The organism is Micromonospora sp. CNZ322, from assembly GCF_007827755.1.
Genome location: NZ_VITD01000011.1, coordinates 84832 through 104051, shown reverse-complemented (window position 1 = coordinate 104051; position 19220 = coordinate 84832). Strand labels below are relative to the sequence as shown.

Here is a 19220-nt window from a genome sequence, read left to right as displayed (position 1 = left end):
CCTACTTGCCGAAGCCGGCGAAGGCCGCCCGGATCACGCCGTCCGGGTAGACCTGAAGGCCCTGGATCTGCTTGCTGACGGCGGTCAGGTTGCGCTGCCGGTAGAGGTAGATCAGGGCGTCGTCCTGCTGGAGCAGTGTGACCGCCTGCCCGTACAGCTTCCTGCGCTCCTCGACGTCGCCGGCCTGTCGGGCCTGGGTCAGCACTGTGTCGAGCTGCGGGTTGCTGTAGCCGGCGACATTCTGGCTGGCGCCGGTGCCGACGAAGTTCGTGATGTTGGCGTCCGGGTCGATCCGGCCGCTCCACCCCAGTTGCAGCAGCTCGAAGTTGCCGCGGTCCTGCTCGTCGAGGAGCGACGAGTACTCCACCGGGTTGATCTTCAGGTCGAAGCCGCCGTCCTTGACCATGGACTGCAACGCCTGCGCGAGACGCAGCGTGTCGGGGGTGTTCGAGGCGAGCATCGTCACCGTGTACGGCGTCTGCACGCCGGCCTCGGCCAGCAACTGCTTGGCCTTGGCGGGGTCGTGCGCCGGGCAGGTCTGCGCCTCGGGGGACGAGAACGTGCTCGCGGGCGAGATCGGGGAGCAGGCGGCGGCGTGCAGACCGTTGAAGACCGCGTCGACCAGGGCCTTGCGGTCGATGGCGTGCTCGAAGGCCTGCCGCACCTTGGCGTTCTGGGCGAGGGGGCGGTTGATGGGCTTGGGGGCGGTGCCGACGCCGTCGACGTTGCCGACGTTGATGGTCAGACCCTGGTAGCCGAGGGACTGCGACTGGAGGACGGAGACCGCCGCGTCCTGCCGGAGCGAGGCGACGTCCTGGGTGGAGACCGAGTCGGCGACCTGCGCGTCGCCGGAGCGCAGGTTGGCGGCGCGGATGCTGGCGTCGGTGAGGATCCGCCACGAGATGGCGTCCAGGTGCACCTTGCTCGCGTCGTAGTAGTTCGGGTCCCGCACCACCTCGATGGAGTTCTGCGGCACCCGCTTCGCGAACTTGAAGGGGCCGACGCAGACCGGCGCCGAGGCGAAGTCGTCGCCCAGGGTCCGCAGCGCCTGCGCACTCATGATCATGCCGGCCCGGTCGGCGAGGGCCCCGAGCAGCGGTGCGAACGGCTGCTTCAGCCGCAGGACGACTGTCTGCGCGTCCGGGGTGTCGACGCTGTCGATGGGGCCGAGTTCGCTCTTGCGCGCTGATCTGGCGTTGGTGAGGTGGCGTTGCACTGTGGCCTTCACCGCGGCCGAGTCGAACGCCGTGCCGTCCGCGAAGCGCACGCCGGGCCGCAGCGGAATGGTCACCGTCCGGCCGTCGTCGCTCGTGGTGGGCAGCGCCGTCGCGAGCTGCGGTACGACCTGCGCCTGTTCGTTGACGTCGTAGAGCTTCTGGCACATGGCCTGGAAGACGTAGCGGGAGTAGAGGCTTCTCGACAGCGTCGGGTCCAGCGCGTCGGGCTCGGCGGAGAGGGCGATGACCAGCTTGCCGCCCTGCTTCACGGCGGCGGGGTCGGCGGGCGTACCGAAGGAATCCTGGCCTGCCGACTGGTCGCCGCCGGACGGGTCGCCGCCTTCGTTGTTCGACACCGGTGAGCAGGCGACGACAGTGCAGACGACGGCGGCCGCCGCCACCGCGACCCGGAGCACCCGGCGGCGGGGCAGGCTCGTTTCGCGGACGGAGAGGTTCGTCATGGAGAGCTCCTCAAGTGGGCGATTCCGGGAGCGTATGTTGTATACGATGACCGCCGCAAGACCTCCGTAAATGGCTCGTCAGGCACCTCGGGCGCCCTGAACAGGCCCGACCGGCGATCAGCTCGCGGTCCGCGGCCGGCCGCCCCGAACCAGGCTGAGCAGGACGACCAGCGCGAGCACCGCCACCACCGCGCTGAAGACCTCGCCGGCCGGGCGCAGACCGATCGTCTGGATCAGCAGACCGACCCCGACCGCGGGCACACCGAGCATCGCGAACAGGATGGCGAAGAACGTCGACACCGCCTCGGCCCGGTGCTTCGGTTCGGTCTTCATCGTGATCGTCGCGATGCCGTCGCCGACCGCCACCCCGGACGCGACACCGATGATCGCCGCGCTGATGAGCAGCGTCGCCAGCAACGCCATCCACATGCTGAATGCGAGCAGGCCCGCCCCCACGACCAGGCCGGCGCAGGCGCTGGCCAGCGCGGCGCGCGAGGACAGCACGCGGGTCAGCAGCTGACCGAACGCCGCGCCGGCGAACGCCACGAAGACCACCAGCGCGGCCAGGGTGTGTGAGGTCTCGTGCAGGACCATGCCGAGGAACAGCCCGCTCACCGACGTGAGCACACCGAGAGCGGCGAAGCCCGCGCCAGCGGTGATCGCCGAGCGGACGAAGGCGCCCCGGATGGTCGCCGGCACGTGCAACCGCTGCACCCGCAGGGTCACCGGCGAACGTTCCCGGACCGTCTCCGGCACCCCGCGCAGCGCGATGATCGCGATAAGCGCCAGGATCAACACGATCACCCAGGGCAGGCGGAGCGGTTCGGGTGCCACGTCCGACACGATCCCGGACAGCAGGGTGCCGGTGGCCAGGCCGCCCAGGTTCGCGAAGATCGATACGGTGGCGGCACGCTTCGGGTGACGAGGGTCGATCAGCTCCGCCAACGCCGCGGTCGCCGTGCCGATGATCAGTGCGGCGGACAGCCCGGCGAGGATCCGACCCACGATGATCATCGCCAGGTCCACGGCGGCCAGAAACACGGCGTCGGCGGCGACCGAGAGCAGCAGCGCGATGAGGATGACCGGGCGTCGGCCGATCTGGTCGGAGAGCCGACCGAAGACCAGCAGCCCGACGACGACTCCCAGCGCGTACAGCGCGTAGACCACTGTCACTGTCAACGACGAGAAGCCGAACTCCAACTCGTAGAGCGGGTAGAGCGGGGTCGGCACTGTGGTGCCAACGAGCGTGATCCAGAACGCGAACGCGACCCGCACCGCGCCGGACGTGGACCGAGTCGTCGCGCCCCCGGCGCGGCTGGCGTCGGACATGATCAGTCCCCCCGGGATCGGACCTCTGCCTGCGCGCCGCCGACTCCCGCACCCTCCCCGTCGCGGCCCCTGTCCCCGCGTACAGCATGGGTCTTGACCTTGGCGGAGAAGCGGTAACGGCCCGGAACGACCGCATCGGGTGGCTGTGCGCTCAGGCCGGGACGCGGCCGTACAGGGCGGCGCGCAGCGCCGGGCCGAAGACCCGCCGGACGGCGACCGGGGACAGCGTGCCGATCGAGCGGATCGGGTTCAGGTAGCGCGTGAAGATCAGCCCACCCAGCACGCCGACTGCGGCGGTGGCACGTCGCGTGGCGTCGGGCCCGCCGAGGAATTCAGCGATGCGGAGGCGTAGCTCACCGTCCAGGTAGTCCCGCAGGGCGCGCATCGTGTCGTCATCCTGCACCGCCATCCGGCTCTGCACCGGCCCGGTGGCGTCCCACAGGCCGGTGACGGAGTCGAGCAGGCGGTCGGCCAGATGGTCCCGGTCACCCCGCAGAGCCTGGTCGAGCGCCGTGGGATCGACGCACAGGAGGTTCAGGGACTGACTGAAGAGTCCCTGTTTGGAGCCGAAGTGGTAACTGATCAACGCCGAGTCGACGCCAGCGGCGGCGGCGATGGCCCGGACCGTCGTGCCCGGATAACCGTGCTTCAGAAACAGCTCGCGGGCCGCAGCGGTGATGCGGGCCTTGGTGTCGGGGTTGCCGCGTGGCCGGCCCCGGGTTTTATTCAACACGGTTGAATAATGCTCTCCCCCGCTGGCACGGTCAACGCCGTCAACCCCCAGCGAGGAGCGAACACATGCGCACTGTCGTCTTCGGCGCCACCGGCCCCACCGGCCGTCAGATCACCGGCCAGGCCCTGGCCGCCGGCCACGAGGTCGTCGCGGTCACCCGCCGCCCACACGCCGTGCAACCCCGCCCCGGCCTCACAGTGGTCAACGCGGACGTCGCGGACCCCGACGCCGTCGACCGGGCCGTGGCCGGCGGCGACGCCGTCCTGTCCAGCCTGGGCGTCCCGCTCACCCCGAAGCCGATCACCGTCTACTCCCGGGGCAACGCGAACATCCTGGCCGCCATGCACCGCCACGGGGTCAAGCGCCTGATCACCGTCAGCTCCAGCGTCCTGGATCCCACCTGGCGCCCGACCGGCGAGTTCTTCTTCAACAACGTGCTGGACCCGCTGTTCAACCGCAGGGCGGGCCGCACCGCGCACGAGGACATGCGGCGGATGGAGGCCCTCGTCAGCGACAGCGACCTGGACTGGACCATCACCCGACCGTCCGGGCTGTTCGACCACCCGAGCGTCACCCGCTATCAGATGGCCGAGGACGTCGCGGACGGACTGTTCACGGCACGCGCGGACCTGGCGGCGAGCATGGTGGCGCAGCTGACCGACGACCGGTACGTCCGGCGGGCGATGGCGGTGATCACCACCGAGGTGAGGCCGAGCATCGCCGGACTGATCTGGCGCGAGGCAATCATGAAGAAGAAGTGATCCGCTGGCCGGGACGCGTGGGAAGCGGCGCGCACGGCGCGCCGCCTCCCACCGCGTACTCCTAGGAGTTGTACGCCTGTGCGGTCACCGTGACCTGGCGGGCGAGGCCCGACCGAGCAGGCCAGGAGATCCCCACCTCGCGGCTCTCCCCCGGCAGGAGCCAGAAGTAGTTGTCGTCGTAGCGGGCCGGCAGAACCCGCTCACCGCGCTGGTCGCGTACGGCGAGCCGCACCAACGCGGCGACCGTACGACCCTGGTTGCGGACCGTCGTGGTGACGGTGTTGCGCCCGTCCACGACGCGCACCGTGCTCGACGACGTCGACAGTCGGGTGCTCGGCACGTCGTTGAGCGCCCGCAACTGCTCGGCCTTGTCGTAGCGCCAGTAGGTGTTCTCCGCGAGCAGCCGGTCACGGCTGTCCCGCAGCTCCAGTCGCACCAGGTGCAGCCCGCCCCCGTCCGGCGCGGCGAGCGGGAAGACCGCCGTGGTGGCCGAGCGGGCCACGTCCACCCGCTGACGCTGGGGCGAGCCCAACGACCGGCCGCTCAGGTCGTATCGTCGGGCGCTCACCGTGACCCCGCTGAGCGGCGCGGCGGTGTGGTTGACCACCCGGACCTGCCAGGTGCCCGGGTCGGCCTGGACGTGCACCGGCTCGCACCCCTTGCGCGCGCCGTAGTAGGCGCCGTTCACGTCGAGGTCGTAGTCGTAGGTCTGCCAGACCGTGCTGTGCCACGCCGGGTGCGACATCCACAGCAGCAGACCGGTGGCGTCCTGCCACAGGTTGGCGTTCCACGCCTCGAACATGGCGCGGTGGCTCTCGTAGTTGACGAACTGCGCCCGGGTGGCGAACTCGTCGAGCGAGTCGGACTCACCGAGCCGCGCGTCGATCGCCGCCTGGTACGTGCCGACACGCTGGTTACCGATGGTCGACCAGTCGTGGTAGTTCCACACCTCACCGATCGGCCACTCCGGCGCGTCACCGACGAGGTTGCGCATGCTCTCCACCACCGACACCACCGGCATGCCAATCTCGGTGTGGAAACCGAACGCGCCAGTGTCGTAGGTGTTCCTGTTGTTGTACGTCGCCGGCTCCACCCAGTGGTACGGGCCGTGGCCGCTGACGATGCCGCCGGCCGAATTGGGGATGTAGAGGATCTCCGGGTGCTCGGTGGCCGCTGCCTGCTTGAGCCCGGCGTCCACGATCGGCGGCGGGTCACCCTCGTTCGCGCCACACCACACGACGATGCTCGGGTGGTGGCGGAACCGCCGGATCGTGTCGGCGGCGATGTCGACGTAGCCGGGCGGGTTGGGCAGGAACGCGCCCGCCTGCCAGAAGTCGTTCCACACCAGGATGCCCTGCTCGTCGCAGGCCTGGTACAGCTCCTCGCGGTTGCTGCTGCCGAGCCAGTTGCGGATCATCGTGAAGTTCATGTCGCGGTGCATCTCGACGGTGTCGGCCAGCCGGTCGGGCAGCACCCGACGCAGCAGCTCGTCCCAGCCCCAGTTGCCGCCCCGGGCGAACACCGGCACACCGTTCACGCTGATCTTGAGTTGGGTGACGGCGTTGCTGACCGACTTCACGTCGGTCCACCGCTGCCCGTCGTCCGACACCTGGATGACGAAGTCGCGGGCGTACGCCTGCTCCCAGACGATGGTGACCTGGTCGAAGCTGACCGGAGCGCCGAGGTCGACCTGGATCCACTGGTTGTCCTCGAACTTCGATGACCAGCGGGTGCGGGGGTTGCCGTCGACAGCCCGGTCCGGGCCGTTGGAGTCGCTGTCGGACGACGACGCGGTAGCGGTCCGTCCCAGAGCCAGGTCGAGGTCCGGCTCGGCCTGCCGCTGCACCGAGAGCGCCCACATGGACACGCCCCACGAGGTCACCCGCGCGCCGGTCTGGATGCGCAGGTGCTGCGCGGTCTGGCTGGCGAACGTCTCGACCTGGGTGGCGCGGCTGCCCAACGGGGTGTCGTTGCTGACCGACGTCACGTCGTTCCAGGCGTCCCCGTCGGCGGAGACCTGGACACGGTAGTCCAGCGCGTACGCCTGCTCCCACACGATGGTGACCCGGTCGAAGTCGACCGCCGCGCCGAGATCGACCTGGATCCACTGGTTGTCCTCGGCCTGCGAGGCCCACCGGGTCGCCGTGTCGCCGTCGACGGCCTTGCCGGGACCGTTGCCGTCGTTCTCCGAGGACGACGCGGTGGCGTCGCGGCGCAGTGCGAGATCCGGGCCGGTGCCGTCGGCCACCGACAGCGAGAACATCGAGATGCCCCACCCGGTGGCGCGCTGGCCGGCCTGGATGCGCACGTGCCGGGCGTGCTGCCGGTCGAACGCGACCGTCTGGGTCGCCGCGCCGTCGACGAACTCCAGCGCGGGCTTGCCGGGCGGCGAGATGACGATCGGCTGGTGCCAGTCGTAGGCGAACTCGCGGACACCGAAACGGAGCGCACGCCGGTCGCTGACCGAGCGCTTCACGGTGGCGGTGAGCGTGAGGTCGTACAGGTGGGGGTCGCCGTAGCCGTTGGGCCACCAGAGCTGCGGGTTGCGTAGCCGCAGCGCGCGGAAGCGCTCCGGCGTGAAGGTGACTGTGGTGCTCCCGCCGGCGGGGACGGTCACTGTGGACTCGACGCGTACCTTGTCGAACTCTGCGCGGACGGTGACAGTGGTGGCGCTGGTCGCCGCGTTGCGGACCGGCACCCGGATGGTGACCTCGGCGGTGTCGGTGCCGGGCAGGTCGGGCAGCGTGGTCTGCACGTGTGGGTCGCCGATGACCACGGCGCCGGTGCTGCGCAGGCGGACGTGGTCCCAGAGGCCGGTGACCCGGTCACGGACGGCCGGCATCCAGTCCCACCCGGACACCGCCAGGTAGGTCGGTGCGTCAAGGTAGTGGTGGGCCGACTGGAGGAAGGTACGGCCGTCGGGGCCCTTGTCGCCGGGAGTGCCCGGGTGCGGCATCGGGGTGACCCGGACGGCGAGGACGTGCTCGCCACGGTGACCGGCCAACGCGTCGGTGATGTCGAAGGCAGCCCGCGCGAACGGGTGCTTGACGCTGCCGACTTGCACGCCGTTGACCCAGGCGGTCGCCTCGTGGTTGATCCCGTCGAACTCCAGCCAGATCCGTCGGCCGGCCGAGGTGTCCAGGTCGCGCGGCAGCCGCAGCGCACGCCGGTACCACCAGGTGTGCCGGGACAAAGCCTCCGGGATGCGCATGTTGTTGAAACCGGCCACCGGGTCGGGCAGGTGACCCTGCTCGACCAGGGTGCCCAGCACGGTGCCGGGCACCGTCGCCGGCAGCCAGGACCGGACGTCGACGCCGGCGCGGGAGAGCTCGGCGCCGTCGGCGGTGCCGGCGAAGTCGTCCATCGTCAACGACCAGCCCGACTCCAGCGGCACCGTGCCGTCGGCGGCGACCCTCAGCTCGGGGGCCGGGCCGGTGTTGCCGCCCTCCCAACTGGTCCAGCCCTCGGCCTTCGGCCGGCCGGCCAGCGGTACGCCGTAGACCTGGAAGCCGTTGAGGCCTACCGGGTTGCTGTTCGAGCGCTTCGTGGCGGTCATCCGGATCCACCGGGCGGTGACCGGTTCGGGCAGCTTGATGGTCTGCGCGCCGCCCTGGCCCTCGCTGGTCTCGTACACCGACCGCCAGGCACGGCCGTCGGTGGAGACCTCGATCCGGTACGCCGTCGCGGCGCTGGAGAGGATCTCGTCACCGTCGGTGTCGGTGTAGTTGCCGTCGAACGGCCCGTCGGTGAGCGTGGCCTCGAAGACCAGGGAGACGGCCTCGATCCGGCACAGCGCCTGGAGGTCCACCGAAATCCACTGTGGGTCGCCCTTGGCGGCGCGCCATCCACTCCCCCGGACGCCGACCTGCGGCAGGCCGTCCACGGCGAAGGTCGCCGGCGTCGGCGCGTAGTCGGTCGAGGAGACGGTCACCGGGCGGTACCGGGCCAGGTCGGTGGGGGTGGGGGTGGCGGTCGGCGCCGGCGCTGCGGCGGACGCGAGGGCGTCCGGGAGGGCCGCGGTCACCCCGACCGACGCCAGCAGCGTCGCGCCAGCGGAGAGGAAGGTACGCCGGGAAATCGGCGATGGCTCGGACATCTTGCCTCCAGACATGACAACGTTGTCAGATGGCGGGGGTCTGTGACAACGTTGTCAGATGGTGGCCCGATGTTTCCTGAGAGTCAAGGGTCCGAGTCCATCGTGATTCCCCGAACACGTTCCGCAGCTGTTCCACTTCGGACATCGACGCCGTGGCGCAGTCGGTGCCGCGAGGGTTACGCGCGCGCAGCTGCGAGGGTGCAGGGCTTCGGGACGGGGGCGTGCGGGCTACCGGGCCCGGGCTACGGGGTTGACGGAATGCCTTTGGAGCTGATGCCGCAAACGAATCAGACCGGTTGCCTGCCGCTTCCGCCTCCGGCCCTCAGCCCTCAGCCCTCAGCCCTCGCCCTTCAGCCCCCAGCCCCCAGCCCCCAGCCCAAGATTTGCAGCCCGAAGCGCCGCCTGATCGGTGATGTCGCAAACGATTCAGCTCCAAAGGCGGCGACCAACACCTCCCCACCCTGACGCGGAGGCAGATCGGAGATCAACGGCGGCAGACCCCGTTGACGCAGCGACTGCCGGAAGGCCAGCGAGGCGTCCACCCGTACCCGTGATCGTGACGGCACCGCCGACGGCCGGGAGGTGACCGCGGCGCCCGCGGACCACCTGGCCCGGTGACGACCGCACGGACCGCGCGGTCAGCTCGCCGGCCCGGTCTCGCGGCGGCCGGGGTCCCGATGGTGGTACTCGGGGCGGAGCTTCGCGCTCGCGAACGCCGACTTCACCGCCGCCGAGAGCGCAGCGATGTCGTACGCGCCGTGGTGCCGCCGGCCGTTGATGAAGAAGGTAGGGGTGCCGGTGACGCCGCTGAGGTCGGCGGAGTCGACGTCCTCGGCGATCCGGTCCACGCCCATTCGCTTCACCATGTGCTCCCGGAACCCGTCCAGGTCCAGGCCGAGCTGTTCGGCGTAACCGAGCAGGTCAGTGGGGTTGAGGGCGTCCTGATGGGCGAGCAGCAGGTCGTGCATCTCCCAGAACGCTCCCTGCTCCCCCGCCGCCTCGGCGGCCTCGGCGGCGAGTTGGGCATGGGGGTGGACGTCGGTGAGCGGCAGGTGCCGCCAGACGTACCGGATGTTGGCGAAGTCCGCCAGCAGCTCCCGGACCACCGGCTCGGCCTGCCCGCAGTAGGGGCACTCGAAGTCGCCGTACTCCACCACCGTCACCGGCGCCTCAAGCGACCCCCGCAGGTGGTCGCGCTCCGCGTCGACCGGCAGCATCAGGTCGACGATCCCCTCGGCGACGCCCAGCAGCGCGCGGGTCCGCCGCGCCGGCGAGAGCCGTCTGACGGAGCGGAACACCAGCCAGGTGACGAGGGACGCGCCGAGCGTCGCCACGAGGATGCCGAACTTCGCCTCGTCAAGGGCCGGGCCGCTCAGGGCATGGGTGGCGATCAGGAGCGCGACGGTGAAGCCGATGCCGGAGATCGTGCCGACCCCCGCGACGGCAACCCAACCGACGGGCGGCCGGAACCGGTTACCGCTCAGCCTGGTCACCAGCCAAGCGGCGACCACGATCCCGGCGGGCTTGCCGACGACGTACGCGACCACGACCCCCAGCGTGACCGGAGAGGTCACGGCCCGGGCCAGCAGGTCGCCGTCGATCACGATGCCGACGTTGGCCAGCGCGAACAGTGGCACCACCACGTAGCTCGCCAACGGGTGGTAGAGCGTCTGCAACCGTTCGTTGGGCGACAGCGCCGAGGTGAGTCCGGCCCGGGCCATCCGGGCGAGCTGCGGGGTGGGCTGTTCCCGGAAGAGGCGGAACTGGTCGCTGGCCCGCTGCAGATCGCTGCGGCCGGGAGCGTAGGCGTAGGTCAGCAACCCCATCACCAGACCCACCGCGACCGGGTCGACACCGGACATCGAGACGGCGAGCCAGGCCGCCACCCCGAGCAGCGCGTAGACCGGGCCGAACCGCACCCCGCAGCCCCGCACTAGCAGTACGACGCCGAAGATCGCCGCCGCGACGATCAGCGCCGTCGGCGAGGGGTGGTGCGGGTACGCGATGGCCAGCACCGCGATCGCCACCACATCGTCGACGACGGCGACGGTCAGCAGGAAACCCCGCAGCCGTTCCGAGAAGCGTGGCCCGAAGACGGCCAGCGCTCCGAGCGCGAGCGCCGTGTCGGTGGCCATCACCGCGCCCCAGCCCGCCGCGGTGGTGTGCCCGGCGTTGATGGCGAGGTAGATCGCGATCGGCACGAGCATGCCGCCGACCCCGGCCAAAATCGGCAACGCCAGGCGACGCCGCTCCCGCAACTCGCCGATGTCGAACTCGCGGCGCAACTCCAGCCCCGCGACCAGGAAGAAGAACGTCATCAGGCCGCTGTTGATCCAGGTACGCACGTCATGCGCCACCTGCCAGTCGCCGAGCCGGATCGACAAGGAGGTGTTCCAGACCGACTCGTACGAGGATGCGCTGAGGTTCGCCCAGCCGAGAGCCACCACCGCGGCGATCAGCACCACCCGCGCGCCGCCGGTCTCGGTACGCAGGAACGAGCGCAGCGGGGCGTTGAACCGCCTGTCCCAGACGGTCCGGCTGGTCCAGCCCCGGGGCGTGTTGTCGCTCGTCACGGGAACAATCTTCGTCGACCTGACCGTCACGTGGTCCGGATTGCTACTCCTCCTCCGCGAACACGACGGCGCGGCGCTGGCGGATCGTCGGCAGGACGGCGACGACGAGCGCGACGACGGCCAGGGCCAGCAGCGCGGCGGAGATCGGCCGGGTGCGAACAGGATGATCATCGGGAAGAGCACCTGGTACCGGTGGGAAACGTCGCTCGCCGAGCGGGCGGAACGAGCCAAGACTCTGTCGGCGACGATGACCTACCTCTGACCGGGCCCGATGGCACGGTCATCGTCCGCACAGCCTGGATACTGGTTCACATCTTCAACGGCAACCCGACTGCGTACGAGGTCGAGTTCGCCGACGCCGAGGGCCGCACCATCGCCATGGTCACGCTCCGGGCCGACCAGGTAGTTCACCCGGATAGGTAGTTCGTCGGTGTGCGAAGCGCCGCCGCAGATCCAACTCGATCATGTCTTCCGGTCTGGAGGCACCCTTTAGCGGCGTAGGCGGCGGGAGCAGGGGCCGTCGTGGCCGTCGCCGAGCAGGCAGCGCCGGCCGGCTGACGTTCGCAGGTCGCAGAGGACCCGGTGCCGGAGGACCTGATAGTCCTCTTCGGAGACTGTGGTCTCCCCCGGATCGGTCATCGGCAGTACCAGCATCCACCGGCCGATGGCCCGGGCCAGGCGTCGCCGCGAACCTCGCCGAGGTCGTCGCCGTCCGCGACTCTAAGGCTTCCACGGGACCGGTTCTCACCTTCACCGCCCAGGCGTGGACCGGCTTCATCGCGGCTACCGAACGCGACGGGCGCGCCAGCTAGGTTCGGCTTTGCCGACGGCACGGACGGCGGGCTCCCCGAAACCGAGAATCGCAGCGCTCAGCCCGCGGTGGCGGTCCGCCGGGCACCGGGCGGCCACACGATGCTGGTGGGGATGTCATGCTGCCGCGCCCAGCTCACGGTCCGGTCGGTCGCCGCCGCGTGACAGCCGGGTTCCCCGTCCCAGACGGCCACCAACCGGTGTACCCGGCGTAGCAGCTCTCGGTTGGCGGCCACGTACGCCGCCGTGCCGGACTGCTCGAACCCGGTGTGGACGACCTCGACCGCCTGGCCGAGCAGGTCGTCAAAGGCCGCGCGGTTGGCCGGGTGGATTACCCGCTCCCGATAGTCGGGCGCCGGCAGCACCACCTCATACGCGCCGTCGGTGGCCAGCACCGCCCGCGCGAATGCCTGGTCGGCGCCGGGGGCCAGGCAGGTCACGCCCCGCACCGGCTCCCCGCTGATCCGGCGCAGCTCGGTACGCAGGGCGTCGTACACGAGCCGTTCGGTGGCGGGGGTCAGGTTGATGTGCCCGGTGGCTCCCACCCGGACCGGTCGATGGTCCAGCGTCATCCGCCGATCCTCTCGCCCGATGCATCACCTGGCGCTCGCGGAGTGTCACCAGGGCCGCCAGCCTGCCGGGGCGGCGACGGCGTTTCGACGGGGATCGACGGGATCGACGGCCAGCCGGATCATCTCAAAGCCGGCGTCGGACAACACCTCCGGCAGCGCCCGGATCTCGTTCCGGTTCATCTCCTGCACGTCCGGCGTCAGCTCGTCCCACGGGCGCAACGTGGGGTGCCGGCGGCGGGCGTCGTCGCGCGCCGCGCCGTACAGCCAACCCTCCCCTCGTCGTTCCCGGCACCACCGCTCGTGTTCCGACCGGGCCAGTTCGTCGATCCGGTCGTCGATGGCCCGACTGGCGCCCGGGTCCGCCGTACCGGCCGTGGGGCCATGTCGGGGCGCCACCACGCAGCCGAGGCTCAACAGCTTCGCCGCGATGTCCTGCACGTGAGCGCGGTTGGCCCGGCGCAGCGACTCGGGAAGCCGGGACCAGTCCACCATGGCCGGGGACGTACCCAGGCGCACACCGGCGCGCAGCTGCAACTGGACATACTTGTCGTGGATCTGGCGGGCCAGCCGTTCGGTGAGGTCCTCGGCGATCAGTTGGGCGTCGCAGGCCCGGGTCAGCACCGGGTAGAGCTGAAGCCGCCCGTGCACCTCGTCGAGCAGGTCGTGCCGCCGGTCGCCATGGAACGCGGCGGCGAGAGCCGCCTGCCGGTACACGGGTACGAACACGGTGCTCTCGGCCCGTTGCCAGAGGGCGGGCGTGTCCAACGCCAACTGGAGCCCGGTGCGCTCGTCCTCCGCGCAGATGTAGAGCCGGTCGTAGCCGTGGCGCAGCATTCCCGACTCGACCAGACCGTCGAGGTCCAGGTCGTACGCCCGCACCTGGCACACGCCGGGGAGCAAGGGGTGCCGGGCGCTCGCCAGGTCGAGTTCGGCGGCGGCGTCCGGGGCGACCAGGTCGACGTGCAGCGGCGGCAAGGGCCGACCGGGCGGCGCCTCGGTCTGGCGCAGTTGCCAGTGCCGCGCGCTGGCTACCAGCGCGGCGCGACGGAAGCTGCCCCGACCGGCGATGAGGAGCCGCACTGGTCGTCGAGTCGTGGAGGCTAGGGGGTGGTGCCGGTGCAGGGCCCGGGCGGCGACGTCGTCGACGTGGAAGTAGTCCAGTCGCAGCCGGCTCGAACCGGCGGCACCCAGCCGGCGGGCCTGCAACGACAGGCACATCTCCGGGTCGTGGACCTGCACGTAGACCCGGGCTGGCTGCCGCCGGTCCTGGATCAGCCGGCTCGCGGCGTTGGCGATGGCGTGGTTGCGGTCGTCGTCGTCGGTACAGGCGTACACGGTGCGGGCGTGCGGCAGGCCGGCGCCGCGCAGCACCTCGGGGCTCGTCGGGTCCCCGATGACCCCCAGGTAGCGGCGCCGTCGGTACTCCAGTGGCCCGAACGGCTCGGCGCGGACGACGACCACGCGCTCACCCTCGCTGAAGAGCCGGTCGGCGAGCATCTGGGCGAACTGGGAGTCGCCGCAGACCACCGAGTGCCCCCGCGCTCGGCGCGCACGCAGCCGCCGGATCTCGGCGGCCAGCAACAGTCGGCTGGCCTCCACCACCGCGAGCAGGGTGAACAGCGGCGCCGCAAACCGGGCGACCTGCAACTGCCACGGGTACGGGCCGGGATCCTGCAAGGGCTCCGCGCCCAGCACGAAGAGCTGGATGTCGTAGTAGATCACGTCGTACACGTCGTAGCCTGCGCCCGGCTCGGCCCGCAGCAGCCGGTCGAAGCCGACGTAGCCAAGCACCAGCGCGACCAGGCCGATCACCGCGAAGACCATCCGCAGTGCCCTCCCGGCCGGGCGGTACGCGCCGGGAACCGGACCCGTCATCGACCAACTCCCTCGTCTGCGGGACCGTCGTCGCGCCAGTGTCGCCGGACGGACGGCCCGATGCCCACCGTCCACGCGCGCGACCTTCGGACCGACCGGTGATCTGGCCGGACCAGGCCACTCCGCATCGTATTTGACGCAGTCGATCCGACCGGACCATCGGCACCCCGGCTGATCGGCCCTTCTTGCAGGTGAGCGCCACAGCCCGTAGCTGCGTACCGGTCCCCTCAGGTGGCCTCCGCGGGCTACGCTTGCAAGACGGGCCGGAGGGGGCGCACGAGCGGGTCGGCCTCCGGTCCCTCGACACCTGGCGCCCAGGCCAGACCTACCGGAGGATCACGGAGATGGACGCAACCGGAGGTCCACCGGCAGTAGGCCCGGTCAATCCTTTCTCGCCGACGGCCGTGGCCCGGGTGACCGAGGAGGGCACCGGCGCGAGCACTGTGGTCACCGCCGCCGTCCGCGACGCGACCGACCAGCTCGACGACTACCTGCGCACCGGTGTCGGTGCCGTCGTCGCCCTCATCGGTGACTACGGCACGGGCAAGACCCACCTCGCGGTCGAGCTACTGGCCCACGCCCGGAGCGTCACCGGAGCGGCGGGGCAGGCGATCTACCTGGACGCGCCGGGCGACACCTTCCTGTCACTGCATCGGCGGTTCCTGTCCCGGCTGTCCCGCGACACGGTGCGCGAGCTGCTCAGCGGGCACCTTCCCGACCCCACGGTCACCACCCGCCCCACGGACGGTCTCGTCGCACGGCTGCGTGCGAGCCTCGCGGAGGTCACCACCAACCCGGCCTTCGGCACTGCTCTGGCGATGTTGCTCGACCCGAGCACCGAGGCGGCCGCCTGGGACTGGCTGTCGGGTCACCCGCCGGGCCCCGCGCTGGTCGCCGCCGGTGTGACCCCCAGCGCGGATGTCGAGGCCACCGTCGTCGAGGCGATGGGAGTGCTGGCTCTGCTGCACAGTCGACGGCATGACCGTTTCGTGCTGGTCCTCGACGAACTGGACAAGATCCTCACCGCGGGCGGCCGACCCGACCCGGAGACGATGGCCCGCCTGCAACGGCTGCTCGGGGTGTTCACCTCCGCCGGGGCCTTCCTGGTGATCGCCGGGCTACCCGACATGCTGCACCTCCTCAGCACCGACGTGCGGCAGCGGATCGGGCCGATCGTGCGGATGTCGGCGCTGACCGGCGAGGACGTCCGCACGTTCATCCGGCAAACCCAGCTGCGCGCGTCCGGTACGGCCCGACTCGCGCCGTTCACCGTGGAGACCACCGAATACCTGGCAAACCTCGCCGACGGGGTGCCCCGACGGGTGATCCGGCTCTGCTACCACCTCTTCCAGCGCGCGGCCCAGGCCGGCACACCCGTCACCCACGTCATGGTCCGCGAGGTGGTCCGGGTCCAGTTCGACCTGGCCAACCGGCAGGACGTCGCCGCCGACGTTCGGCGGGTGCTCACCCAGGACGGCTGGCCGTACCAGCGGGATCACCTGGTCGGGTCGATGCGCGACCTGCCGGTGGACTTCTGGATACCCGTGGAGGAACGCAACGCCGGCTGCTGCGTGCTACTCACCGAGTCGGTGCTCAAAGCCGAGGAGGTCGACGACCTCAACCGGCGGGTCGTCGCGATCCGAGCGGCGGTCCCGGACAGCGAGGTGATCCTCGTGGTCGTCGGTCACCTGCCCGCGGAGTTCGCCGCGGAACTCGCCGGCACGTTCAGCGTCGAGCCGATCGTGCACGACCCGCAGTCGTTCGCCGAGGACCTGTCGGGCAGCGTCAAGGCCCTGATGCGACGGCTGGAGCAGGCGATCGGGGCGGACGCGCTCACCTCGGTGCGCCAACGCGTCGAACGGATCCACCGCCAGCAGAGCAACACCCAACGTTCCATCGAACACCTGTCGTACCAGCTCGACGAGATGCGGGGAGAGCTGCGTCAGGATCTCACCGGTCCGGCGGGGCGGCTGAGCGTCGTCCCGGATCGGCATCCGGGGGCGACGTCGCCGCTGCCGGGGCGGGTGGCACGGGTGTTCGTCGAGGCCATCGCGGCACTGGATCAGCTCGCCGGGTTCGAGCGCCGGTTACGCGACGCGTTCACCCCGCACCGGGTCGCGACCGTCGGCGGCGCCGACGGCGGGCAGGCGCTACGGTCGCTGCTGCGTTCCCGGGACGTACAACGTGCGGTCGGCACGTCTGTGGTCCTCCGCCGCCTCATCGAGGCGTTCCGGGAGGGGGTCGAGCAGTGGTACGACGGCCACCGCGCGAATCCCCAACCGACGGACCCGGAGCGGTTGGACCTGCTCTGCGAGACGTACGACGGGATCGCCGAGTATCTGCCGCTGTTCCAGCTGGACACGCTCAGTGGGTTGGCCGCCTCCGGCACGGGCGCGGAGGACGGGGGCGACCCGGTCGAACGATCGCGTACCTGGTCACAGGCCCGCTCGGTTTTCGACGGTCTGGGCGGTCGGGTCCGTCAGTTGCTGCTGGCCGGCTGAGCGCGTCGGTCCGGTTCAGCGTTCCGGTTCCAGGGCGCGCGCCGGTGGGCCGTCGCGCATTCGGGGCGGCCCGCTCGGGTCGGCGTCCGGCCGGGGTGGGGCGGTGCCCGGGTCGCCGGGGAGGCGCCGGTCCAGCACCGCCGTGGCCAGGGCGTGGATGATGTTGATGACCACGATGGCCGTCGCCACGATCCCCACTGTTCCGGGGAAGTCCCGTTCGAGGACGAGGGCGAGGATCACCGCGGTGATGCCGTTCTGCTGCCCCCACGCGAGGTAACGCCGGTCGGCCGTGGGCAGGCCACGGGTGATCGGCAGCGACACCATCAGTTGCGCCGTCACGGCCGCCAGACCGAGCACCACGCCCGGGACGATGTCGACGCCGTGCACGAGCAACAGCCCGAGCAGGAACGTGGCGACCAAATACGCAGCCTGGGTGGACCGGCCGACGACAGGACCGAGTCGGGGGCGGAAGAAGAGCCCGGCCAGCGCCAGGCCGAGCATGAGGAACTGCCAGGCGCCGAAGAGGACCAGCGCGATCAGCAGCGCCACGGCCAGCCAGTTGAGCGCCGTACGGACCCGAGGGCGGGGGGCGTCGTCGCGAAGGCCAGCGGCGCGGAGCAGCCGCCACAGCAGCCAGGCGCCAGCGGCGAAGGCCAGGTTGGCGAGCACGTCGAGCAGCAGGTCCAGGGGCCGGTCGCTGATCGCGCCGGCGAGCGCGCCGCCGTCACCTCCGCTGAGGTCGAGCGCGAACGCGGAGACGTAGATGGTGAGCAGCACGGTGATCGGGTCGTCGAACGACGCCCAGATGGACAGGATGGAGCGCGCCCGGGCGGAGGTGCGGTCGGGGCGGCTCATCGCGGCCACCGCGAGCGGATCGATCTGGGCGACGGCGACGCCGAGGACCAGGAACGCGGGATCGCGGAAGATCAGCACCATCACCGCGGCGATGAGCGCGGCCTTGGCGACCACACCGACCGTGACGGCCAGCAGCACGGTGCCGAGGTGGGCGCGGACCTCGGCGAGGCTGATGTCCCGGGTGCTGCCGATCAGGCCCACCGCCAGCAGGAGCGCGGCGAGCAGGAGGTAGGCAGGGGCGCGTTCGAGCCCGTCCACGTCGCCGGCCCACGCCACGACCAGCCCGGCCAGGGCAGCGGCGACCACGGCCGCCGATCTCCCCAGTACGGTCACGGCCACCCAACCGACACGTCGAACCCCCGTTGATTCGAAGTGAGGATATCGGCGCTAGGCGATCACCTCAATCGCCAACCACGTGACCCGCCGGCAGAGTTTAGGCCGATGACGTGAGCCGTCGGGCCACGGCAGCCATCTCCTGGTCGTCGATGGCGACCAGGTCCTGGTTTAGCGTGACGCCGACCAGGTAGTCGTCGGCGGAGAGCCGGTAGTGGTAGATGGCGCCCATCTCCACGTCGAGCACCAGCCGGGTGACGTCCCCGGCGACGGCCCGGCGCAGGTCCCGACCCACCTGGAGGGCCAGCAACGACAGGTCACCGGCGAGGCGCTGGTAGCGGTCGCGCCGATCCGCCACTGTGACACCCCGGTTGAAGAACGTGTCCAGGTCGGGGTGGCCGAGGATGTCGAGGGCCCACGCCTGCTCACCCGCCCGGTGGTGGCTCAGGTAGTGCAGGCGGTCCGGGCGCAGCACCGCCATCGTCGCCCCGTCGGGCGTGGACGACCCGCTCAGGTGAGGCTGGAAGCCCTCCCTGGACGCGGTGGCCGATCGCGGCTCGTCGCCCACGCCACCGTCCCAGCCGCCCGGGTTCTGCGACCGCTGCCGCAGCAGCCGGCGCAGGTCCGTGGCGACCTGCGCGGCGGCCTGGTCGACGACGCTGACCCGACCCAGGTCGGCCACCGGCTCGATGTCCGTTCCGGGCACGGCGGCGAAGCCGACCATGTGCTCGTTGCCCACCACCGAGTTGCAGAAGACGAGACCCGTGCGGGTCTGCACAACCATGCGGATCAGCGCCCCGCTGTGCAACTCGCCCAGCCGGCGGTTCAGCTCGCTGACCCGGTAGACCAGTTGGGCACCGACGCGCCGGTATACCTCACGGCGCTGAGCCGGGGTCGTCTCGTCGTCTGGTACCGGGGTGGACGGATGGGCGAGCAGGTCCAGCGCGAAGTCGAGCACCCCGGTGGTGTAGTGGGCCACGTGGTAGACGCCGAAACCACCGAGCAGCAACTGTCGGCAGAGGTCACGCTTCTTGCGGAAACCCGGGACGTCCTGCTCGGCCGTCTCCTCGATCAGGACGTTGTGCAGTTCCGGATCGGTCACCA

At 70.9% G+C, this 19220-nt stretch carries 14 protein-coding genes and 1 pseudogene; 5 read left to right on the top strand and 10 right to left on the bottom strand.

Annotated elements, in window-relative coordinates:
- Position 1: 1 nt before the first annotated feature.
- The 3 genes from FB453_RS24040 to FB453_RS24030 form a co-directional block, all read right to left on the bottom strand.
- On the bottom strand, positions 2–1678 hold the full coding sequence (locus tag FB453_RS24040) for an ABC transporter substrate-binding protein (RefSeq protein WP_145793664.1): 1677 nt from the start codon (positions 1676–1678) through the stop codon (positions 2–4).
- 117 nt (positions 1679–1795) lie between these two features.
- A complete protein-coding gene (locus FB453_RS24035; RefSeq protein WP_145793661.1) occupies positions 1796–3007 on the bottom strand; it encodes an MFS transporter in 1212 nt (403 codons plus the stop codon).
- A 151-nt stretch (positions 3008–3158) separates the two neighbouring features.
- A complete protein-coding gene (locus FB453_RS24030) occupies positions 3159–3740 on the bottom strand; it encodes a TetR family transcriptional regulator (protein ID WP_145793657.1) in 582 nt (193 codons plus the stop codon).
- A 65-nt stretch (positions 3741–3805) separates the two neighbouring features.
- Here FB453_RS24030 and FB453_RS24025 point away from each other — a divergent pair, with 65 nt between their 5' ends.
- A complete protein-coding gene (locus FB453_RS24025) occupies positions 3806–4501 on the top strand; it encodes an NAD(P)H-binding protein (RefSeq protein WP_145793654.1) in 696 nt (231 codons plus the stop codon).
- A gap of 61 nt (positions 4502–4562) precedes the next feature.
- Here the strand turns inward: FB453_RS24025 and FB453_RS24020 are convergent, their stop codons facing one another.
- Entirely contained in the window at positions 4563–8597 is a 4035-nt protein-coding gene (locus tag FB453_RS24020; protein ID WP_145793651.1) for a discoidin domain-containing protein, read from the bottom strand.
- Between the two features lie 638 nt (positions 8598–9235).
- Complete coding sequence (locus tag FB453_RS24015) at positions 9236–11170, bottom strand: Na+/H+ antiporter NhaA (protein WP_145793648.1); 1935 nt, start codon at positions 11168–11170, stop codon at positions 9236–9238.
- On the opposite strand from FB453_RS24015, the gene FB453_RS34355 reads away from it, so the two are divergent.
- Together FB453_RS34355 and FB453_RS34350 are read left to right on the top strand one after the other, a co-directional pair.
- Positions 11154–11432: a hypothetical protein gene (locus tag FB453_RS34355; RefSeq protein WP_186718503.1), complete on the top strand. Its 279-nt coding sequence runs from the start codon at positions 11154–11156 to the stop codon at positions 11430–11432. The two genes, FB453_RS24015 and FB453_RS34355, sit on opposite strands and share 17 nt — an antisense overlap.
- A complete protein-coding gene (locus tag FB453_RS34350; RefSeq protein WP_186718491.1) occupies positions 11363–11593 on the top strand; it encodes a DUF4926 domain-containing protein in 231 nt (76 codons plus the stop codon). The genes FB453_RS34355 and FB453_RS34350 overlap by 70 nt, the downstream gene beginning before the upstream one ends.
- Before the next feature lie 66 nt (positions 11594–11659).
- On the opposite strand, the pseudogene FB453_RS35040 reads toward FB453_RS34350, so the two are convergent.
- Positions 11660–11854, bottom strand: a pseudogene (locus tag FB453_RS35040) (hypothetical protein); the annotation flags it as partial.
- On the opposite strand from FB453_RS35040, the gene FB453_RS35035 reads away from it, so the two are divergent.
- Complete coding sequence (locus FB453_RS35035; RefSeq protein WP_486480420.1) at positions 11785–11982, top strand: DUF397 domain-containing protein; 198 nt, start codon at positions 11785–11787, stop codon at positions 11980–11982. The pseudogene FB453_RS35040 and the gene FB453_RS35035 sit on opposite strands and share 70 nt — an antisense overlap.
- 57 nt (positions 11983–12039) lie before the next feature.
- On the opposite strand, the gene FB453_RS24000 is transcribed toward FB453_RS35035, so the two are convergent.
- Positions 12040–12552, bottom strand: a complete 513-nt coding sequence (locus FB453_RS24000; protein WP_145793640.1) for a hypothetical protein — start codon at positions 12550–12552, stop codon at positions 12040–12042.
- A 45-nt stretch (positions 12553–12597) separates the two neighbouring features.
- Positions 12598–14427 (bottom strand): NAD-binding protein, encoded by a 1830-nt coding sequence (locus tag FB453_RS23995; protein ID WP_145793637.1) that lies wholly within the window; start codon positions 14425–14427, stop codon positions 12598–12600.
- A 344-nt stretch (positions 14428–14771) separates the two neighbouring features.
- On the opposite strand from FB453_RS23995, the gene FB453_RS23990 reads away from it, so the two are divergent.
- Entirely contained in the window at positions 14772–16928 is a 2157-nt protein-coding gene (locus FB453_RS23990; RefSeq protein WP_145793634.1) for an AAA family ATPase, read from the top strand.
- A 15-nt stretch (positions 16929–16943) separates the two neighbouring features.
- Here the strand turns inward: FB453_RS23990 and FB453_RS23985 are convergent, their stop codons facing one another.
- Positions 16944–18122, bottom strand: coding sequence for a hypothetical protein (locus FB453_RS23985; protein ID WP_145793631.1), 1179 nt, complete (start codon positions 18120–18122; stop codon positions 16944–16946).
- Between the two features lie 94 nt (positions 18123–18216).
- Positions 18217–19218 carry a hypothetical protein gene (locus FB453_RS23980; RefSeq protein ID WP_145793629.1) on the bottom strand — a complete coding sequence of 334 codons (1002 nt, stop codon included), beginning with the start codon at positions 19216–19218 and terminating at the stop codon, positions 18217–18219.
- Positions 19219–19220 lie beyond the last annotated feature (2 nt).